Source organism: Bacillus sp. FSL R5-0593 (assembly GCF_038603755.1).
Lineage (GTDB): Bacteria > Bacillota > Bacilli > Bacillales > Bacillaceae > Bacillus > Bacillus velezensis.
In genome coordinates, this window is sequence record NZ_CP152011.1 from 1,714,587 (window position 1) to 1,732,046 (window position 17,460).

Below are 17,460 nucleotides of genomic sequence, written 5' to 3' on the forward strand. Positions count from 1 at the left end.
TTAATAAGAGGAATTCTAGGAGGATTATTTATCATGGCTTTACTACAAAAAACACGAATTATTAACAGCATGCTGCAGGCTGCGGCAGGCAAACCCGTAAACTTTAAAGAAATGGCTGAAACGCTTCGTGACGTCATTGATTCTAATATTTTCGTCGTCAGCCGCAGAGGAAAGCTTTTGGGCTACTCTATTAATCAGCAGATTGAAAATGACCGCATGAAAAAAATGCTTGAAGACCGCCAGTTCCCGGAAGAGTACACGAGAAATCTGTTCAATGTTCCGGAGACGTCTTCAAACCTTGATATCAACAGCGAATACACGGCTTTTCCTGTGGAAAACAGAGACCTGTTCCAAGCGGGCTTAACAACGATCGTGCCGATCATCGGCGGAGGAGAGAGACTGGGCACGCTCATTCTGTCCCGTCTGCAGGATCAATTTGAAGATGATGATCTCATTCTTGCTGAATACGGAGCAACCGTTGTAGGAATGGAGATTTTAAGAGAAAAAGCGGAAGAAATCGAAGAAGAGGCGCGAAGCAAAGCGGTTGTTCAAATGGCGATCAGTTCTCTGTCTTACAGTGAACTTGAAGCGATTGAGCATATCTTTGAAGAGCTTGACGGAAACGAAGGCTTGCTTGTGGCAAGTAAGATTGCGGACCGTGTCGGCATTACGCGTTCAGTAATCGTTAATGCGCTGAGAAAGCTGGAAAGCGCAGGCGTCATTGAATCCAGATCACTGGGAATGAAGGGGACGTACATTAAAGTTCTGAACAACAAATTCCTTATTGAATTGGAAAACCTTAAATCTCATTAAGACAAAAGCAGGATCCCTGAAAATGGGGGTTCTGCTTTTTTTATGGACAATAGGTGAAAAGTTGCAGTTTAAAGTTGCTTATTGGAATCTGATCTGAGATAATCCATCTTGCTGTGTGAAAAAAGGAGGAAGAAACAGAAATTGGGCTATTTTCAGTCTTATATTAAACAAATCCTTGTAGTACAAATATTCTAGGACTTAATACCTACATGCAAAATAGATATAATTGAGCACTTTTTTTTAGCCTAACTTCATAGACTTTAAGCCTGTTATTTCTTACAATAAGCATATGGTTTTACAATTCTCGACAAGGATTTTTAGGAGAAAAATATCTGAAATGGAGGTAAGTGGATTTGGACTTATTTTCTGGAACTATACAAAATCTTGAGAATGCCTTGGGGAGAGCGGACATTAAGCAAAAAGTCTTAACTAATAATATCGCCAATATAGATACACCGAACTACAAGGCAAAAAAAGTCTCTTTCCGAAATTTGTTAGATCAGGAAACATCCAATCTTGAGGCTGTAAAAACCGACTATCGGCACGTTGACTTTACGGGTTCGGGGGACGATTATTCTATCGTGTCCAGCAGTGATACATCGTACCAGCAAAACGGAAACAATGTCGATATCGACAAAGAAATGACAGATTTAGCCGAAAACCAAATTAATTATCAGGCTTTGGTTGAAAGAATGAGCGGCAAATTCAATTCTCTGAAAACCGTCTTGACAGGAGGAAAATAATGAGTGGCTTTCAAAGCTTAAATATTTCGGGTTCCGCTTTAACTGCACAGCGTGTCCGGATGGACGTCGTATCGTCCAACCTGGCCAATATGGATACAACGAGAGCGAAGCAGGTAAATGGCGAATGGGTGCCTTACAGAAGAAAGCTGGTATCTCTCCAATCCGGAGGCGAATCATTTTCGTCCCTTTTACATTCCAAGATGAACGGAACAGGAAGCGCGGGAAGTGGCGTAAAGGTATCGGGTGTTACGGAAGACCCGTCCGCTTTTAATCTCGTTTATGATCCGGAGAATCCTGATGCGAATAAAGACGGATATGTACAAAAACCAAATGTAGATCCATTAAAGGAAATGGTGGATCTTGTCAGCAGCTCGAGATCATATGAAGCAAACGTAACTGCATTAAACGCCTCCAAAGGCATGCTTTTGAAGGCGTTAGAAATCGGAAAGTAAGGTGATGTAAGTGGTTAACGCTATTACTCCTTTTCAGCTTCAACAAACCCAAAATACTCAAAACGTAACGAATCAATTAAACCAAACTCAAAAAACTGATTCTTCAAACCAAACAAGCTTTTCGGAGCTTTTAAAAAACTCTATTGATTCGTTAAATGAGTCACAAGTAAAATCTGACCAAATAACGAACGAACTGGCTGCAGGAAAGGATGTAAACCTTGACGAGGTCATGATCGCTGCCCAAAAAGCAAATATTTCTCTGACGGCCGCTACCGAATTCCGCAATAAAGCCGTGGAAGCCTATCAGGAAATCATGAGAATGCAGATGTAGTGGTCAGATTGAAGAGAATGACTGGAATGACCGGGGGTTAACATGAATCGTACTCTAATGCAAATGAAAACCAAAACGGCAGCGTTTTGGAACAACAGATCAAAAACACAGAAGATACTCATGGTAAGCGGCTTGGCCGCATTCATTATTTTACTCATCGTCGTTATTATTTTTACTTCGTCTGAAAAGATGGTGCCTCTTTATAAAGATTTGTCCGCGGAAGAAGCGGGGAAGATTAAAGAAGAGCTCGATACGAAAAAGGTGTCTTCTGAACTTGCTGACGGCGGCACGGTCATTAAGGTTCCTGAGAGCCAAGTGGATTCGCTTAAAGTCCAGCTTGCCGCGGAAGGCCTGCCGAAAACGGGATCAATTGATTATTCGTTTTTCGGACAAAATGCGGGCTTCGGCCTGACGGATAATGAGTTTGACGTTTTAAAGGTTGAGGCGACTCAGACCGAATTGTCAAACCTGATAAATGAAATGGACGGTATTAAAAGCTCGAAGGTCATGATCAATATGCCGAAAGAAGCCGTGTTCGTCGGTGAAGATCAGCCGGCAGCGTCCGCATCAATCGTTTTGCAGATGAAACCGGGCTACTCGCTTGATCAAAACCAGATCAACGGGCTGTACCACCTCGTTTCTAAAAGTGTTCCGAACTTAAAAGAAGATAATATCGTCATAATGGATCAAAATTCTACATATTATGACAAAAGTGACAGCGGTGCAGGGGCCGTTTCTGACAGTTATGCTTCTCAGCAAGGTATTAAGTCGCAGGTCGAAAAGGACATTCAAAAACATGTTCAGTCACTGCTCGGCACAATGATGGGACAGGATAAGGTCGTTGTTTCCGTGACGGCGGATGTTGACTTCACGAAGGAAAAACGCACTGAAGACACTGTCGAACCTGTCGATAAAGATAACATGGAAGGCATAGCGGTAAGCGCCGAAAAAGTTGCGGAAACGTATAAAGGCGACGGCGCGGCCAACGGCGGCACGGCCGGAACGGGAAGCAATGACACCGCGAACTATGCCGAGACAAACGGCGGTTCAAACAGCGGGGACTACGAAAAAAGCAGCAATAAAATCAACTATGAAGTCAACCGCATTCATAAAGAAATCGCTGAAAGCCCGTATAAAGTGCGTGATTTAGGCATTCAGGTCATGGTGGAGCCGCCTAATCCGAAAAATGCCGCTTCCTTATCAGCACAGAGACAGGCTGATATACAGAAGATTTTAGGAACGGTCGTCAGAACGTCTCTTGATAAAAACGAAACGCAAAATCAAAACCTGACAGACAATGATATCAATAATAAAATCGTTGTATCCGTTCAGCCGTTTGACGGAAAAACAAGCCTGAACACAGATTCGGCACAATCTTCAAGTCTTCCGATCTGGGTATACATTACAGGCGGCGTACTGCTTGCGGCCATTATTCTGCTTATTATTCTCCTCATCAGAAAGAAACGCTCACAAGAGGATGAATACGAAGAATATGAATATGAAACACCGCCCGAGCCGGTTCGATTGCCTGATATCAACGAAGAGAAAATTGAAACGGAAGAAACAGTCAGACGAAAACAGCTTGAAAAAATGGCTAAAGAAAAACCGGAAGACTTTGCTAAATTGCTTCGAAGCTGGCTGGACGAGGATTAGGGGGAATGGAAAATGGCGAAACGTGATCAGAACAAGCTTACAGGAAAACAAAAAGCAGCCATCCTCATGATTTCCTTAGGCCTTGATGTATCAGCTTCTGTGTACAAGCATTTGTCTGAAGAAGAAATTGAAAGATTGACACTCGAGATTTCGGGAGTCAGAAGCGTCGATCATCAAAGAAAAGATGAAATCATTGAAGAATTTCATAATATCGCAATCGCTCAGGACTATATTTCACAAGGCGGTTTAAATTACGCCCGCCAAGTGCTTGAAAAAGCGCTCGGAGAAGACAAAGCGGTAAGCATTTTAAACAGGCTCACCTCTTCTTTGCAGGTAAAGCCGTTTGATTTCGCGAGAAAAGCGGAGCCCGAACAGATTTTAAATTTCATTCAGCAGGAACATCCGCAAACGATGGCGCTGATTTTATCCTACCTTGACCCGGTGCAGGCCGGACAGATTTTGTCTGAGCTGAACCCGGACGTTCAGGCTGAGGTGGCAAGAAGGATTGCGGTTATGGACAGAACGTCTCCTGAAATCATAAATGAAGTGGAGCGGGTCCTTGAACAAAAGCTGTCCTCCTCCTTTACGCAGGATTATACGCAGACCGGCGGCATAGAAGCCGTTGTTGAAGTGTTAAACGGCGTAGACAGAGGAACGGAAAAAACGATCCTTGATTCATTAGAAATCCAAGATCCTGAGTTGGCGGATGAAATCAAAAAACGGATGTTTGTCTTTGAAGATATTGTCACCCTTGATAACCGTGCGATTCAGCGCGTGATCAGAGACGTTGAAAACGACGACCTCCTGCTTTCATTGAAGGTTGCGAGCGAGGAAGTCAAAGAAATCGTCTTCAGCAATATGTCACAGCGTATGGTTGAAACGTTTAAAGAGGAAATGGAAATTATGGGGCCTGTGCGTTTGCGTGATGTGGAAGAGGCGCAATCAAGAATCGTGGGCGTCGTCCGCAAGCTGGAAGAAGCCGGAGAAATTGTAATCGCGCGAGGCGGAGGAGACGATATTATTGTCTAATATCATTAAACAGCAATCATCATTTTCTCCTGAACAAAAACGGCGCAAGCTTTCCTTGCAGGAAGTCAGGAAAACACATTCCCATCCAGACCGGGAGGAACCCGAAAATCCGGAGGCTCTCATGGCTTTTGCCAAAGCAGAAGCCGACAGGGTGTCTGAAGAAGCGAAAAATCAATTAGAGCACACTCTTCTGCAGATTGAAGAAGAGAAAAACCGCTGGGCGGAAGAAAAACAAAGATTGATAGAAGAAGCAAAGGCAGAAGGATATGAAGAAGGCATGGCATTGGGAAAAGCCGAGGCTCAAGCTGAATACGCCAATCTCATCAGCCGGGCCAATGCCGTTATGGAAATGGCGAGACAGTCAGTCGAGGAAAAACTGGAAAGCGCTGAGGAAGAAATCATTGAGCTTTCCGTTGCGCTCGCTAAAAAAGTATGGCGGCAAAAAAGTGATGATAAAGAGGCTTTCCTTCTGCTGGTCAAACAGGTAGTAGCCGAAGTGAAAGATTATGATGACATCTCCATCTATGTGGACCCTGAATATTATGAGACGGTTCATCAGCATATGGACGAAATTCAGCAGCTGTTATACAAAGAATGCAGATTAAGCTTATATGCCGATGAAAAAGCCGCGAAGGGAACGTGCTCGATAGAAACTCCGTTCGGACGTGTTGATGCAGGCATAGACACCCAGCTGATGCAATTAAAGCAAAAGCTTTTAACGGCGCTTGAGGCGGGAGCGGAGCAATGAAGACACAGTATTTAATAGACTCAATTGAAACAGCGGATCCGTACAAGCGCTACGGCAAGGTTAAACGGGTCATCGGGCTGATGATTGAATCAAAAGGGCCCGAAAGCTCAATCGGAGATGTTTGTCTCATTTATCCGAAAGGCCATGCGAAAAAAGCGATTAAAGCTGAGGTTGTAGGCTTCCAAGATGAAAACATTCTGTTAATGCCTTATCTGGAAGCGGCCAGCATCGCGCCGGGCAGCATTGTGGAGGCCACTGGGGAGTCGCTCCGCATCAAAGTAGGCGCGGGTTTAATCGGACAAGTTGTCGACGCGTTCGGCGAACCTCTTGACGGCCGGGCGCTCCCGAAAGGTTTGTCCCCCGTTTCGACGGAACAGCCGCCGCCAAACCCGATGAAACGCCCGCCGATACGGGAAAAGATGGGTGTCGGCGTAAGATCGATTGACAGTCTGCTGACGGTAGGAAAAGGGCAGAGAATCGGGATTTTTGCCGGAAGCGGAGTCGGAAAAAGCACCCTGATGGGAATGATCGCGAAGCAGACTGAAGCTGATTTAAACATTATCGCACTCGTCGGGGAACGGGGGCGCGAGGTGCGTGAATTCATCGAGAAGGATTTAGGCGAAGAAGGCCTGAAACGCTCGATAGTCGTAGTCGCGACCTCTGATCAGCCTGCCTTAATGCGTTTGAAAGCGGCGTATACGGCCACCGCCATTGCAGAGTACTTCCGCGATAAAGGCCGGAATGTGATGTTCATGATGGACTCTGTCACGAGGGTCGCGATGGCTCAGCGGGAAATCGGCCTGGCAGCGGGAGAACCGCCGACAACAAAAGGATATACACCTTCTGTGTTCGCTATTTTGCCCCGTTTGCTGGAAAGAACGGGCGCGAATGAACAAGGAACGATAACCGCTTTTTATACGGTTCTCGTAGACGGAGATGACATGAACGAACCGATTGCCGATACGGTGCGCGGAATATTAGACGGGCATATCGTTCTCGATCGGGCGCTTGCCAACAAAGGGCAGTTCCCGGCCGTGAACATCCTGAAAAGCATCAGCAGGGTCATGTCTAATATTTCAGACACAGCGCACAAAGAGGCGGCCAACAAATTCCGCGATCTTCTGTCAACTTATCAAAACTCTGAAGATCTCATTAATATCGGAGCTTACAAAAGAGGATCATCAAGAGAAATTGATGAAGCGATTCAGTTTTATCCGCAGCTTATTCAATTTTTAAAACAAGGAACGGAAGAACCTGCTCAATTGGAAGACAGCATTGCGGCATTGACGAGTCTGACAGGAAAAGAGGAATAAACATCGTGGCATACCAATTCAGATTTCAAAAGCTGCTGGAATTAAAAGAAAATGAAAAAGACCAAACATTGACTGAATACAGACAATCGGTTTCTGAATTTGAGACAGTGGCTGAAAAACTATATGAAAATATGAGCAAAAAAGAATTGCTCGAAAAAGACAAAGAATCAAAGCTGAAATGCGGGATGAGCGTTCAGGAAATGAGACATTATCAGCAATTCGTTTCCAATCTTGAGAACACCATCTATCATTATCAAAAGCTTGTCATCATGAAACGAAATGAAATGAATGAGAAGCAGGAACAGCTCACCGAAAAAAACATTGAAGTAAAGAAATTTGAAAAAATGCGGGAAAAACAATTTAATATGTTCGCACTTGAAGACAAAGCTGCAGAGATGAGGGAAATGGACGACATTTCAATCAAGCAGTTTATGATTCAGGGGCATTAGGAGCGAATGAAATGGCCGATAAAGAAAAGAGATCTGGAAAGTTCGGTTCAATCCTGCTTTTTATCATGATCCCGCTGATTTTTCTGATCCTCGTCGCAAGCATCATCCTTTGGGCTGCCGGCGTTGATGTGATGAAGCCGATTCAGGAAACAGCCGCTAAAACGCCTGTTTTAAAAGAATTGGTTCCCGAAACGAAAGAAATGAAAAGCGCGGCGGAAAAGCAGAAGGCAGACAGAACGGCTTCTCTTGAAAAGACCATAAAGGAACAAAAAAGTGAAATTAACATTTTGAATAAAGATTTAGACACAAGCAAGTCCGAAATCGATAATCTGAATCAGAAAATCCGTTCACTGAAACAGGAAGCTGAACAGCAGCAGAAAACGAAGACGGATGAAACGAAAAAAGACGCTGCGGAATCAGCCGGAAAAGATAAAATGATCAACATCTATAAAAGTATGGACAGCGGTAAAGCGGCAAGCATTATCGTAAAGCTGAAAGAAAAAGAAGCCCTCGATATTTTAAACGGATTAAGTAAAAAGCAGCTTGCTGAAATCTTGACGAAAATGACTCCTGAACAAGCGGCTAAATATACAGAAAAACTATCCGCTGACGGAAATAAGGAGTGATGTAAGTTGAAGCTGCTTGAATTAACGGGTAATCGTACGCAGACTGTGCAAAACAGCAATGTGAAGATGAATGTAAACAGCTTAGGTCTATTTCAGAACTGGCTCCTGTCGGAAATCACTTCTCCCCGGCAGCCCGGAGATGAAACAAAAACAAGTGACGCTGAGCTGAATGATGCCCTATCGAAAATCGGTGATTGGCTGAAAGCCGGCCCGGAAGATAAAGAATTGGAGCTAAAAAAGCTGCTTGAGGCGGTAAAAGCTCTTGAAGGAAAGCAGACGGCTGAAACAGCTCTTCCTTTATTGAAACAGCTTGCCGAATCTGTAGAAGACATGTTAGCGGGCAAACAGCATGGGGCGAAGCCTGAAACGGATGAGCCGGATTCTTCCGCAAAAGACGGGGATTCCGTCAAGGATGCGCTTGAGAAGGGTCTGCTTTTCATTCAAGAAGCCGTATCCCAGCTCTTCACATCTCAGCAGGAACTGCCGGACAGCGCGCAGGCAAAGGCGGTTTACCAGGAAGGCGCCCGTTTATTAGAGGCATTGAAAAAACAAGGCGTCCCAGACCGCGTGATTCAAGACCTGCGGCAGACATTTTTTCCGAAAAACGAATCTGCATCTAAACTTTACTCCATGACAGCCGCTGAGCTGAAGAGCTTTCAAAGCGTCGCGGAGCAGCTTGCGGGCCTTTCTCAAAAGGGAACAAAGGAATGGGATATGGCTGAAACTGAGCTGAAAGCTTTTGTGTTATCTCAATCATCTGAATCATCCCAAGAGTCAGCCGGGAAAACAGAACAGCAAAACGGCGGCACGGTTACTCACGCAAAGGCGCCTGACAGCAAATTGTCTGCACATATACTGTTTTCGGGAACGAGAAGCCTTGCCGGCATTCAGCAAACGTCCGCAGGAGCTGAACAGCAGCCGGCAGAAAATAAACCGTTAACGGATCAGGTCATCAGCGGCTGGAAACAGATGAAATACACGCCTTTCGGGAAAACAACCGGAAGCTTTACGATTCGTCTTAATCCCGAGAACCTCGGATTTGTCACAATTAAGGTGACAAACGAAAACGGGATGTTTCAAAGCAAAATAATCGCATCCAGCCAGTCCGCGAAAGAGCTGCTGGAACAGCATCTTCCTCAGCTGAAACAGTCGCTTCCGAATATGTCGGTCCAGGTCGACCGTTTTACAGTCCCGCTTCAAAGCGGGGATCAGCAGCCTGTTTACGGGCAGACGGCCGATCACAATAAACAGCAGCATCAGGGACAGAGAGAGCAGAAGAACCAGCAGCAGTCAGGCGATTTCGGAGATATGCTGGAGGAGCTTTCTCTCAATGAAATGGAGGAAGAATAGTTGACATCAGTAAACTCGGATTATGCCGCGGCGGGCGCTTCAACCACTTCAAGCGCGAAGAGCACCGCCGCAGTAAACAGCAGCACGAATTTAGGGAAAGACGAATTTCTGAAGATCTTAATGACACAGGTTCAAAACCAGGACCCGCTCAATCCGGTTGATGACAAAGAATTCATCAGCCAGATGGCGACATTTTCTTCATTGGAGCAAATGATGAATATGAATACGACGATGACTAAATTTGTAGAAAATCAAGATCCGTTTACGATGTATGTGAACTGGATCGGCAAAAATGTCACATTCAGCGACAGCGACGGGAAGGATCAGACAAGCCCGGTCAATTCAGTCAAGCATTCAAACGGCAATTACGTGCTCGTGCTTGAAAACGGCAAAGAGGTCAGTCCGTGGAATGTCACGGCCGTCAGCGAAACATCTAAATAATAAGAAACTCAGGGGGAATTTAACATGTTACGTTCATTATATTCCGGTATCAGCGGCATGAAAAACTTTCAGACAAAACTAGATGTAATCGGCAATAACATCGCCAACGTCAACACAGTGGGATTTAAGAAAAGCCGCGTTACATTTAAAGATATGATCAGCCAGACAGTCGCCGGCGGTTCAAACGTGACCAATTCAAAACAAATCGGCTTGGGTGCCGCGACTTCTTCCATTGATGTTGTTCATTCAACCGGCGCCCCGCAGGCTACACAGAATAAAACCGACCTAGCCATTGACGGAGACGGCTACTTTCAGATTAATACAGGTGCGGGAATTGTTTACACACGTGCGGGGAATTTCGGAAAGGACAATCAAGGAAACCTTGTTACGACTGACGGATACTATCTTGAAAAAATCGGCGGCGGCAAAATCAATATTCCGACTGATGCGAAAGATTACAGCATCGGTGCAGACGGAACCGTTACATACACTGATGCAGGGGATGAGGTTCATGATGCCGGACAAATCGGTCTGGTCACGTTCCCTAACAGCGCCGGTCTGGAAAAAATCGGAGGCAACCTTTACAGAGAATCATTAAGTTCAGGAGCTGCAAGCGCAGTCACCACTCCGGGCGAAAACGGAACAGGTAAGCTTTTGGCAGGCTATCTTGAAATGTCAAACGTAGATCTGACAGATGAATTTACCGAAATGATCGTTGCTCAGCGCGGTTTCCAATCAAACTCAAAAATCATTACGACTTCAGATGAAATCCTTCAGGAGCTGGTTAATCTGAAACGGTAAGGAGGGAGGAGAGGCGGTTAGGCCGCTTCTCCGGATTGCATGATTCAAGTCACCCGTTTAAACGGCCAGCCTTTTACGCTGAACGCGCTGTTTATCGAACAGATTGAGTGCTTCCCCGACACGACGATTACACTGTCCAACGGCAAAAAGTTCGTAGTGAAAGAACCGGAAGAAGCAGTTCTCAAAAAAGTCATATCGTTTTACCATAGCATACAAATATTTTCACTGGATCAGGGAATAGAGGAAGAAGAATGAAGAAAAAATTAGTCATCATTTTGCTGATTATTTTAATTGTCATTGCCGGCCTCGGAACGGCAGCATATTTTGTCGTCAGCGGACATTCCGGCAAAGATAAAAAGCCGACAATTGACGAAGTCGTTGCAGCCACTGTGTCTGTCGACGATATCACGACAAACTTAAAGTCTGACAGCATCATCCGTATCGGCATCAAGCTTGAAACCGACTCGGCTAAAGCGAAGGAAGAACTTGAAAAACGCGATTTTCAGGTGAAAGACAACATCATTTCCATTTTAGCTGACACAAGCGCCGGAGAGATTGAGGGAGATAAAGGAAGAGAAGCGTTTAAACAATCATTAAAAGAGAAAGTAAACAGCTATCTCCAAGAAGGAAAAGTTCAGAAAGTGTACATTACCTCCTTTAATCTGCAATAAAAACAAATTTGACAGAATACGGAGGTGAAGAAAATGTCAGGAGAAGTTCTCTCCCAAAATGAAATAGACGCACTGCTTTCCGCCATTTCCACGGGTGAGGCGGATGCGGAAGAGCTGAAAAAGGAAGTTAAAGAGAAGAAAGTAAAGGTATATGATTTTAAACGGGCTCTCAGATTCTCGAAAGATCAGATACGCAGTTTAACCCGGATACATGATAACTTTGCGAGGCTTCTCACAACACACTTTTCCGCCAAGCTCAGAACGTATATTCATATATCCGTCAGCTCAGTTGACCAGGTGCCGTATGAAGAATTTATCCGTTCCATACCGAACATGACGATTTTAAATTTATTCGATGTTCATCCGATGGAAGGCAGAATCATGATGGAGGTTAATCCCACCATCGCATACGCAATGCTTGACCGCGTCATGGGAGGCATCGGCATCACTCATAACAAAGCTGACAGCCTTACGGAAATTGAAACGAATATTATTTCTAACTTATTTGAAAATGCACTGGGCAACTACAAAGAAGCGTGGCAATCGATTGCTGATATTGACCCTGAAATGACTGAATTTGAAGTGAATCCTCAGTTTGTACAGATGGTTTCCCCAAATGAAACAGTCGTTGTCATTTCTCTCAATACGCAGATAGGTGAAATCAGCGGTGTCATTAATCTTTGTATTCCCCATGTCGTACTTGAGCCGATTATCCCTAAGCTTTCCGTACATTATTGGATGCAATCAGACCGGAATGAAGCGAAGCCCGAAGAAACGAAGTTGCTTGAAAAGCGCATCATGACGGCTCAAATTCCCGTTGTGGCTCTCTTGGGCGCTTCTGAACTGACAATAGAAGAATTTTTAAGTTTGGAAGTCGGGGACTGTATAACTCTGGACAAATCAGTGACTGATCCTCTTACTGTATTGGTCGGAAACAAACCGAAGTTTTTAGGGCAGGCCGGCCGGGTGAATCGAAGACAGGCAGTGCAAATTTTAGATCACGACATAAGAGGTGAACAAGATGAACAATAGATTATCTCAAGATGAAATCGATGCTCTTCTTAACGGCACAAACAGTCAGTCAGAGGATACAGAACAGCCTCAAGGGGCGAACTTGTCTGAACTTGAGCGCGATGCGATCGGAGAAATCGGGAATATTTCGTTCGGCAGCTCGGCTACGGCGCTGTCCACTCTTTTAAATCAAAAAGTGGACATTACGACCCCGAGTGTGACCGTCATTTCAAAAAGCAAAATCAGTGATGAATTTCCTCATCCGTATGTTGCCATTGAAGTGAACTACACAGAAGGCTTTGACGGCAGCAATTTGCTCGTCGTCGAACAAAGCGACGCGGCCATCATCGCGGATTTGATGATCGGCGGGGACGGCCGGGGCGCCGATCCGTCACTCGGTGAAATCCACCTGAGCGCCGTGCAGGAAGCAATGAATCAAATGATGGGCTCGGCTGCTACGTCAATGTCGACCGTGTTCAGTAAAAAGATTGACATTTCTCCGCCAAGGGTTGAACTTCTGGATGTGACGGAAGAAAAAGGGACCGACAGAATACCTGAGGATGACCTGCTCGTAAAAGTGTCATTCCGTCTGAAAGTCGGCGAATTAATCGATTCGAGCATCATGCAGCTTTATCCGATTACGTTTGCGAAAGATCTGATCGCAGACCTGATGACTGCAGACCAGCATGAGTCAGAGGCCGCAGAAACTGTATCAGAACCTCAGCAAACATACGAAACGCCGCAGCCGGAACCTGCCATGCAGCCGGAGCCGCAGGCAAAACCCGAGCCTCCGAAGAGACAGGGAACCGCAAAAAAAGCTGCTCCTGTTCAAGTCGCTCCGGTAGAATTCCAGGCGTTTGATCATAACGAAGCGGCGCAAGGATCAAGGAATAACCTTGATATGCTGATGGATATTCCGCTTTCCGTTACGGTTGAGCTCGGCAGAACGAAGAGAAGCGTCAAAGAAATCCTTGAACTTTCTGCGGGAAGCATTATTGAGCTTGACAAGCTGGCTGGTGAACCTGTTGACATTCTGGTCAACCAGCGGATCGTGGCAAAGGGCGAGGTCGTTGTCATAGAAGAAAACTTCGGCGTGAGAGTCACTGATATTTTAAGTCAGGCAGACCGCCTTAACAATTTAAAATAAGCGAACATAGAGGAGAGAAACAGATTATGGCACACAGAATTTTAATTGTAGACGATGCAGCATTTATGAGAATGATGATCAAAGATATTTTAGTGAAGAACGGTTTTGACGTTGTAGCTGAAGCTTCAGACGGAGCGCAGGCAGTCGAAAAATTCAAAGAGCATTCCCCCGACCTTGTGACAATGGATATTACAATGCCTGAAATGGACGGGATTACAGCTTTAAAGGAAATTAAACAAATCGATCCGCAGGCGAAAATCATCATGTGTTCGGCTATGGGCCAGCAGTCAATGGTTATTGACGCGATTCAAGCCGGCGCAAAAGACTTTATCGTGAAACCGTTCCAAGCGGACCGCGTGCTTGAAGCTATTAATAAAACATTAAGCTAAAGGGTGTACGACTGTTGAAAAAGAGTCATGGTTTACTAGCTTTGATTTGTTGTTTCGTTTTACTCAATGTACATCCGTTCCCTGCTTTTGCGGCGGAGTCTGACAATTCCACCGTCAACGAATGGTTTGACAAACAATCAACAAACAAAACAGAGAAAAAAAGCGATACATCGAAACAAACGGCTGATCAAGAGATAGGGGATGCTTCTGCATCTTCTGTCTCCGCTTTTGATTTTGTAAAGATGATTGGGGCGTTATTATTCGTCATTCTGCTGATCTATGGATTTGTCAAACTGATGAATAGAAGAAACCGTCTGCTGAAGCCGTTTCAATATGTAGAAAATATCGGCGGAACGTCAGTCGGCCAAAACCGTTCCGTGCAGCTGATTAAAGTGGGAAACAGTGTTCTCGTAGTCGGTGTGGGCGAAACGATACAGCTTTTAAAAGAAATTGAAGATGAAAAAGAGCGCGAGGCGATTCTGAGCCAATACGAAGAGTCGATGTCTTCAAAAGTGGAATGGACCAAGCTCGTAAATCGGCGTAAGGATGGAGAAAAAAAGCCGCAAACGATGCTTCCGTCGTTTTCAAAAGCGCTGAAAGAACAGCTGAACGAGCTGAAACAAAGCCGTTCTGAAGGAAAGAAGAAAGGCCCTTATCATCATGAATGAATTTATTAATCTTTTTAATTCAAGCAGTCCGACCGAAGTCAGCTCCACTGTTAAATTACTGCTGCTTTTGACTGTCTTTTCAGTGGCGCCGGGGATTCTGATTTTGATGACCTGCTTTACGAGAATCGTCATCGTCCTGTCTTTTGTGAGAACCTCACTGGCGACGCAGAACATGCCTCCCAACCAGGTTTTAATCGGCCTTGCGCTGTTTTTGACGTTTTTTATTATGGCGCCGACTTTTTCAGAGATTAATAAGGAAGCCTTAACGCCGCTGATGGACAATAAAATCAGTCTCGATGAAGCATATACAAAAGCCGAGAAGCCGATTAAAGAGTATATGAGCAAGCATACAAGGCAGAAGGATCTGGCGCTGTTTATGAACTATGCCAAAATGAAAAAACCTGAATCGATTCAGGATATTCCTTTGACGACGATGGTGCCCGCTTATGCGATATCAGAACTCAAAACCGCTTTTCAAATGGGCTTTATGATTTTTATTCCGTTTTTAATTATCGATATGGTCGTGGCGAGCGTCTTAATGTCAATGGGAATGATGATGCTACCGCCGGTTATGATCTCTCTGCCCTTTAAAATATTGCTTTTCGTTTTGGTCGATGGATGGTATTTAATCGTGAAATCTTTGCTTGACAGCTTTTAGGGTAGGTGCTAATTGTGAGTTCAGAATTTGTAATTTCCATGGCGGAAAAAGCCGTATATGTAACACTAATGATCAGCGGGCCGCTGCTTGCGATCGCGCTGATTGTCGGTTTGCTCGTCAGTATCTTTCAAGCGACAACTCAAATCCAGGAACAGACGCTTGCGTTCATTCCGAAAATCGTGGCGGTGATGCTTGGACTGATCTTTTTCGGTCCTTGGATGCTGTCGACGATTCTTTCGTTCACAACTGATCTGTTTTCTCATCTGAACCGATTTGCAGGGTAGAATCAAATGAATTCCATCATTGATTTATTTCCCGCTTTTTTATTGGTCTTTATCAGAATCTCTGCTTTTTTTGTAACGGTGCCGGTGTTCGGACATCGGAATCTGCCGGCGGTTCACCGAATCGGCTTTGCTTTTTTTCTTTCGGTGATCTGCTTCAGCACGCTGAAACATGCGCCGGAAATAGAAATAGGGGAACAGTATATGCTGCTTGTCATAAAAGAGGCCGTTGTGGGCTTGAGCCTCGGGCTGATCGCTTTCATGATGATGACAGCCATTCAGATAGCAGGTTCCTTTATTGATTTTCAGATGGGCTTTTCCATCGCCAATGTCATTGATCCGCAATCAGGAACGCAAAGCCCGCTGATCGGACAATTCGTTTATACGCTGGCGCTGTTATTTATGCTCAGCATAAACGCCCATTATCTTTTATTGGACGGGATTTATTACAGCTTTCAGTATATCCCGCTTGATCAGGCATTTCCGTCGTTTGGAAATGATCACTTTGGACTTTTTATCGCAAAAAGCTTCAATGCCATGTTTATTATCGCTTTTCAAATGTCTGCGCCGGTTGTGGCCAGTCTGTTTTTAGTTGATTTGGCGCTCGGTATCGTGGCGAGAACGGTGCCGCAGCTGAATGTTTTCGTTGTCGGGCTTCCTCTGAAAATAGCCGTGAGCTTTATTATGCTGATCGTTTGTATGGCGGTGATGTTTGTCGTTGTCCGCAACATCTTCAGCCTTACCGTTGAAACCATGCGGAATCTATTGGCATTGGTCGGTGTGACATGATGAGGCTCAGACTGAATCTGCAATTCTTTGCCGGTGAAAAAACGGAGAAAGCCACGCCGAAAAAACGGAAGGATACAAGAAAGAAAGGACAGGTCGCGAAAAGTACGGATGTGAATACAGCCGTTTCTTTACTGATTATCTTTCTTTCGCTGATCGCGCTCGGTCCTTATATGCGAGACAGGCTGCTGTCCTTTATTAAAACGTTTTATACGAAATCGATATCTTTACATCTGTCAGCATCTGCCGTGCATGAACTGTTCGTGGATACGGTGAAAGATATCAGCCTCATTCTCGCGCCGATTATGCTGGTCGCGCTTGTGGCAGGTGTCGTGAGCAATTACATGCAGGTGGGTTTTCTGTTTTCTGCGGAAGTCCTCAAGCCTGACTTGAATAAGCTCAGCCCGCTGAAAGGATTTAAGCGGATTTACAGCATGAGGGCGATTGTTGAACTGGTCAAATCCATTTTGAAGATTACTGTGGTCGGTTTTGCCGCCTTTATGGTGCTTTGGCTGCATTATGGCGATATTCTTCGCCTTCCGCTTTTAACGCCTGCGGAAGTGCTCACTTTCGTTTCCAAGCTCACGCTTTGGATGGGGCTTGCGGGATCAGGGGCTTTAATGCTGCTGGCCGGGCTTGATTACTTATATCAGCGTTTTGATTATGAGAAAAATATCAGAATGTCAAAGCAGGATATAAAAGATGAATACAAAAAATCGGAGGGTGATCCGATTATCAAGTCCAAAATTAAGCAGAAGCAGCGGGAAATGGCGATGAGGCGGATGATGCAGGAAGTGCCGAAAGCGGATGTCATCATTACCAACCCGACCCATTATGCGATAGCTTTAAAATATGATGAAAAGAAAATGGACGCCCCTTACATTGTTGCAAAAGGGGTCGACCATCTCGCATTAAAAATCAGACAGATCGCCAAAGAACACGATGTCATGACGATTGAAAACAGGCCGCTCGCGCGTGCGTTATATGATCAGGTTGACATTGACCAGGCTGTGCCGGAAGAGTTTTTCAAAGTCATTGCGGAAATTTTGGCTTATGTATATAAAACGAAACAAAAAGTATAGTGAATTTCAGATTCAAAA

The 17,460-nt window shown here is 44.9% G+C and carries 23 protein-coding genes; all 23 read left to right on the forward strand.

Translation table 11 applies throughout. From position 1 onward, the window contains the following. The first annotated feature begins 33 nt into the window (after nt 1-33). The 23 genes from codY (at nt 34) to flhB (ending at nt 17,442) form a co-directional block, all read left to right on the forward strand. A complete protein-coding gene (codY, locus tag NYE36_RS08605) occupies nt 34-813 on the forward strand; it encodes a GTP-sensing pleiotropic transcriptional regulator CodY (protein ID WP_003154263.1) in 780 nt (259 codons plus the stop codon). 353 nt (nt 814-1,166) lie between these two features. Further along, nucleotides 1,167-1,556 (forward strand): flagellar basal body rod protein FlgB, encoded by a 390-nt coding sequence (flgB, locus tag NYE36_RS08610; protein ID WP_003154260.1) that lies wholly within the window; start codon nt 1,167-1,169, stop codon nt 1,554-1,556. After that, the gene (flgC, locus tag NYE36_RS08615) at nt 1,556-2,008 is read left to right on the forward strand and encodes a flagellar basal body rod protein FlgC (RefSeq protein ID WP_007409776.1); all 453 of its coding nucleotides are present in this window, start codon (nt 1,556-1,558) and stop codon (nt 2,006-2,008) included. The genes flgB and flgC overlap by 1 nt, the downstream gene beginning before the upstream one ends. Before the next feature lie 10 nt (nt 2,009-2,018). Then, nucleotides 2,019-2,339 carry a flagellar hook-basal body complex protein FliE gene (gene fliE, locus NYE36_RS08620; protein ID WP_007409777.1) on the forward strand — a complete coding sequence of 107 codons (321 nt, stop codon included), beginning with the start codon at nt 2,019-2,021 and terminating at the stop codon, nt 2,337-2,339. 42 nt (nt 2,340-2,381) lie between these two features. Then, nucleotides 2,382-3,992: a flagellar basal-body MS-ring/collar protein FliF gene (gene fliF / locus NYE36_RS08625; protein WP_199022520.1), complete on the forward strand. Its 1,611-nt coding sequence runs from the start codon at nt 2,382-2,384 to the stop codon at nt 3,990-3,992. Nucleotides 3,993-4,004: 12 nt separating this feature from the next. Further along, nucleotides 4,005-5,021: a flagellar motor switch protein FliG gene (gene fliG, locus NYE36_RS08630; protein ID WP_003154256.1), complete on the forward strand. Its 1,017-nt coding sequence runs from the start codon at nt 4,005-4,007 to the stop codon at nt 5,019-5,021. Further along, nucleotides 5,014-5,769: a flagellar assembly protein FliH gene (fliH, locus tag NYE36_RS08635; RefSeq protein WP_015239852.1), complete on the forward strand. Its 756-nt coding sequence runs from the start codon at nt 5,014-5,016 to the stop codon at nt 5,767-5,769. The genes fliG and fliH overlap by 8 nt, the downstream gene beginning before the upstream one ends. Next, nucleotides 5,766-7,082 (forward strand): flagellar protein export ATPase FliI, encoded by a 1,317-nt coding sequence (fliI, locus tag NYE36_RS08640; protein WP_015417467.1) that lies wholly within the window; start codon nt 5,766-5,768, stop codon nt 7,080-7,082. Before fliH ends, fliI begins: the two co-directional genes overlap by 4 nt. Before the next feature lie 5 nt (nt 7,083-7,087). Further along, the gene (fliJ, locus tag NYE36_RS08645) at nt 7,088-7,531 is read left to right on the forward strand and encodes a flagellar export protein FliJ (RefSeq protein WP_003154253.1); all 444 of its coding nucleotides are present in this window, start codon (nt 7,088-7,090) and stop codon (nt 7,529-7,531) included. Nucleotides 7,532-7,542: 11 nt separating this feature from the next. Then, nucleotides 7,543-8,157 (forward strand): MotE family protein, encoded by a 615-nt coding sequence (locus NYE36_RS08650; protein WP_113766246.1) that lies wholly within the window; start codon nt 7,543-7,545, stop codon nt 8,155-8,157. A 6-nt stretch (nt 8,158-8,163) separates the two neighbouring features. Then, nucleotides 8,164-9,507, forward strand: a complete 1,344-nt coding sequence (locus tag NYE36_RS08655; protein ID WP_064115458.1) for a flagellar hook-length control protein FliK — start codon at nt 8,164-8,166, stop codon at nt 9,505-9,507. Beyond that, nucleotides 9,508-9,948: a flagellar hook assembly protein FlgD gene (gene flgD / locus NYE36_RS08660; RefSeq protein WP_015239855.1), complete on the forward strand. Its 441-nt coding sequence runs from the start codon at nt 9,508-9,510 to the stop codon at nt 9,946-9,948. Between the two features lie 24 nt (nt 9,949-9,972). Beyond that, nucleotides 9,973-10,749: a flagellar basal body rod protein FlgG gene (flgG, locus tag NYE36_RS08665; protein ID WP_007409783.1), complete on the forward strand. Its 777-nt coding sequence runs from the start codon at nt 9,973-9,975 to the stop codon at nt 10,747-10,749. Between the two features lie 39 nt (nt 10,750-10,788). Further along, nucleotides 10,789-11,004 carry a flagellar FlbD family protein gene (locus NYE36_RS08670; RefSeq protein ID WP_003154243.1) on the forward strand — a complete coding sequence of 72 codons (216 nt, stop codon included), beginning with the start codon at nt 10,789-10,791 and terminating at the stop codon, nt 11,002-11,004. Continuing rightward, nucleotides 11,001-11,420: a flagellar basal body-associated protein FliL gene (fliL, locus tag NYE36_RS08675; protein WP_003154241.1), complete on the forward strand. Its 420-nt coding sequence runs from the start codon at nt 11,001-11,003 to the stop codon at nt 11,418-11,420. The genes NYE36_RS08670 and fliL overlap by 4 nt, the downstream gene beginning before the upstream one ends. Before the next feature lie 33 nt (nt 11,421-11,453). Next, nucleotides 11,454-12,452: a flagellar motor switch protein FliM gene (gene fliM, locus NYE36_RS08680; RefSeq protein WP_003154240.1), complete on the forward strand. Its 999-nt coding sequence runs from the start codon at nt 11,454-11,456 to the stop codon at nt 12,450-12,452. Beyond that, nucleotides 12,442-13,578 carry a flagellar motor switch phosphatase FliY gene (gene fliY / locus NYE36_RS08685; protein ID WP_064115457.1) on the forward strand — a complete coding sequence of 379 codons (1,137 nt, stop codon included), beginning with the start codon at nt 12,442-12,444 and terminating at the stop codon, nt 13,576-13,578. The genes fliM and fliY overlap by 11 nt, the downstream gene beginning before the upstream one ends. Nucleotides 13,579-13,604: 26 nt before the next feature. Beyond that, nucleotides 13,605-13,967 (forward strand): chemotaxis protein CheY, encoded by a 363-nt coding sequence (gene cheY / locus NYE36_RS08690; RefSeq protein WP_003154238.1) that lies wholly within the window; start codon nt 13,605-13,607, stop codon nt 13,965-13,967. A gap of 14 nt (nt 13,968-13,981) precedes the next feature. Then, a complete protein-coding gene (fliZ, locus tag NYE36_RS08695; protein ID WP_020955822.1) occupies nt 13,982-14,635 on the forward strand; it encodes a flagella biosynthesis regulatory protein FliZ in 654 nt (217 codons plus the stop codon). Continuing rightward, a complete protein-coding gene (fliP, locus tag NYE36_RS08700; RefSeq protein ID WP_007409786.1) occupies nt 14,628-15,293 on the forward strand; it encodes a flagellar type III secretion system pore protein FliP in 666 nt (221 codons plus the stop codon). Before fliZ ends, fliP begins: the two co-directional genes overlap by 8 nt. Before the next feature lie 14 nt (nt 15,294-15,307). Next, the gene (gene fliQ, locus NYE36_RS08705) at nt 15,308-15,577 is read left to right on the forward strand and encodes a flagellar biosynthesis protein FliQ (RefSeq protein WP_003154234.1); all 270 of its coding nucleotides are present in this window, start codon (nt 15,308-15,310) and stop codon (nt 15,575-15,577) included. A gap of 6 nt (nt 15,578-15,583) precedes the next feature. Beyond that, nucleotides 15,584-16,363, forward strand: a complete 780-nt coding sequence (gene fliR / locus NYE36_RS08710) for a flagellar biosynthetic protein FliR (protein ID WP_012117557.1) — start codon at nt 15,584-15,586, stop codon at nt 16,361-16,363. Then, nucleotides 16,363-17,442 carry a flagellar biosynthesis protein FlhB gene (flhB, locus tag NYE36_RS08715; protein WP_007409787.1) on the forward strand — a complete coding sequence of 360 codons (1,080 nt, stop codon included), beginning with the start codon at nt 16,363-16,365 and terminating at the stop codon, nt 17,440-17,442. Before fliR ends, flhB begins: the two co-directional genes overlap by 1 nt. The last annotated feature ends 18 nt before the right edge of the window (nt 17,443-17,460 follow it).

Bases quoted from the DNA above. Each gene is read 5' to 3' on its own strand.
- codY (WP_003154263.1), top strand. From the start codon at position 34: ATGGCTTTACTACAAAAAACACGAATTATTAACAGCATGCTGCAGGCT.
- flgC (WP_007409776.1), top strand. From the start codon at position 1,556: ATGAGTGGCTTTCAAAGCTTAAATATTTCGGGTTCCGCTTTAACTGCA.
- fliF (WP_199022520.1), top strand. From the start codon at position 2,382: ATGAATCGTACTCTAATGCAAATGAAAACCAAAACGGCAGCGTTTTGG.
- fliG (WP_003154256.1), top strand. From the start codon at position 4,005: ATGGCGAAACGTGATCAGAACAAGCTTACAGGAAAACAAAAAGCAGCC.
- fliI (WP_015417467.1), top strand. From the start codon at position 5,766: ATGAAGACACAGTATTTAATAGACTCAATTGAAACAGCGGATCCGTAC.
- NYE36_RS08650 (WP_113766246.1), top strand. From the start codon at position 7,543: ATGGCCGATAAAGAAAAGAGATCTGGAAAGTTCGGTTCAATCCTGCTT.
- flgG (WP_007409783.1), top strand. From the start codon at position 9,973: ATGTTACGTTCATTATATTCCGGTATCAGCGGCATGAAAAACTTTCAG.
- NYE36_RS08670 (WP_003154243.1), top strand. From the start codon at position 10,789: ATGATTCAAGTCACCCGTTTAAACGGCCAGCCTTTTACGCTGAACGCG.
- fliL (WP_003154241.1), top strand. From the start codon at position 11,001: ATGAAGAAAAAATTAGTCATCATTTTGCTGATTATTTTAATTGTCATT.
- fliM (WP_003154240.1), top strand. From the start codon at position 11,454: ATGTCAGGAGAAGTTCTCTCCCAAAATGAAATAGACGCACTGCTTTCC.
- fliY (WP_064115457.1), top strand. From the start codon at position 12,442: ATGAACAATAGATTATCTCAAGATGAAATCGATGCTCTTCTTAACGGC.
- cheY (WP_003154238.1), top strand. From the start codon at position 13,605: ATGGCACACAGAATTTTAATTGTAGACGATGCAGCATTTATGAGAATG.
- fliP (WP_007409786.1), top strand. From the start codon at position 14,628: ATGAATGAATTTATTAATCTTTTTAATTCAAGCAGTCCGACCGAAGTC.
- fliR (WP_012117557.1), top strand. From the start codon at position 15,584: ATGAATTCCATCATTGATTTATTTCCCGCTTTTTTATTGGTCTTTATC.
- flhB (WP_007409787.1), top strand. From the start codon at position 16,363: ATGAGGCTCAGACTGAATCTGCAATTCTTTGCCGGTGAAAAAACGGAG.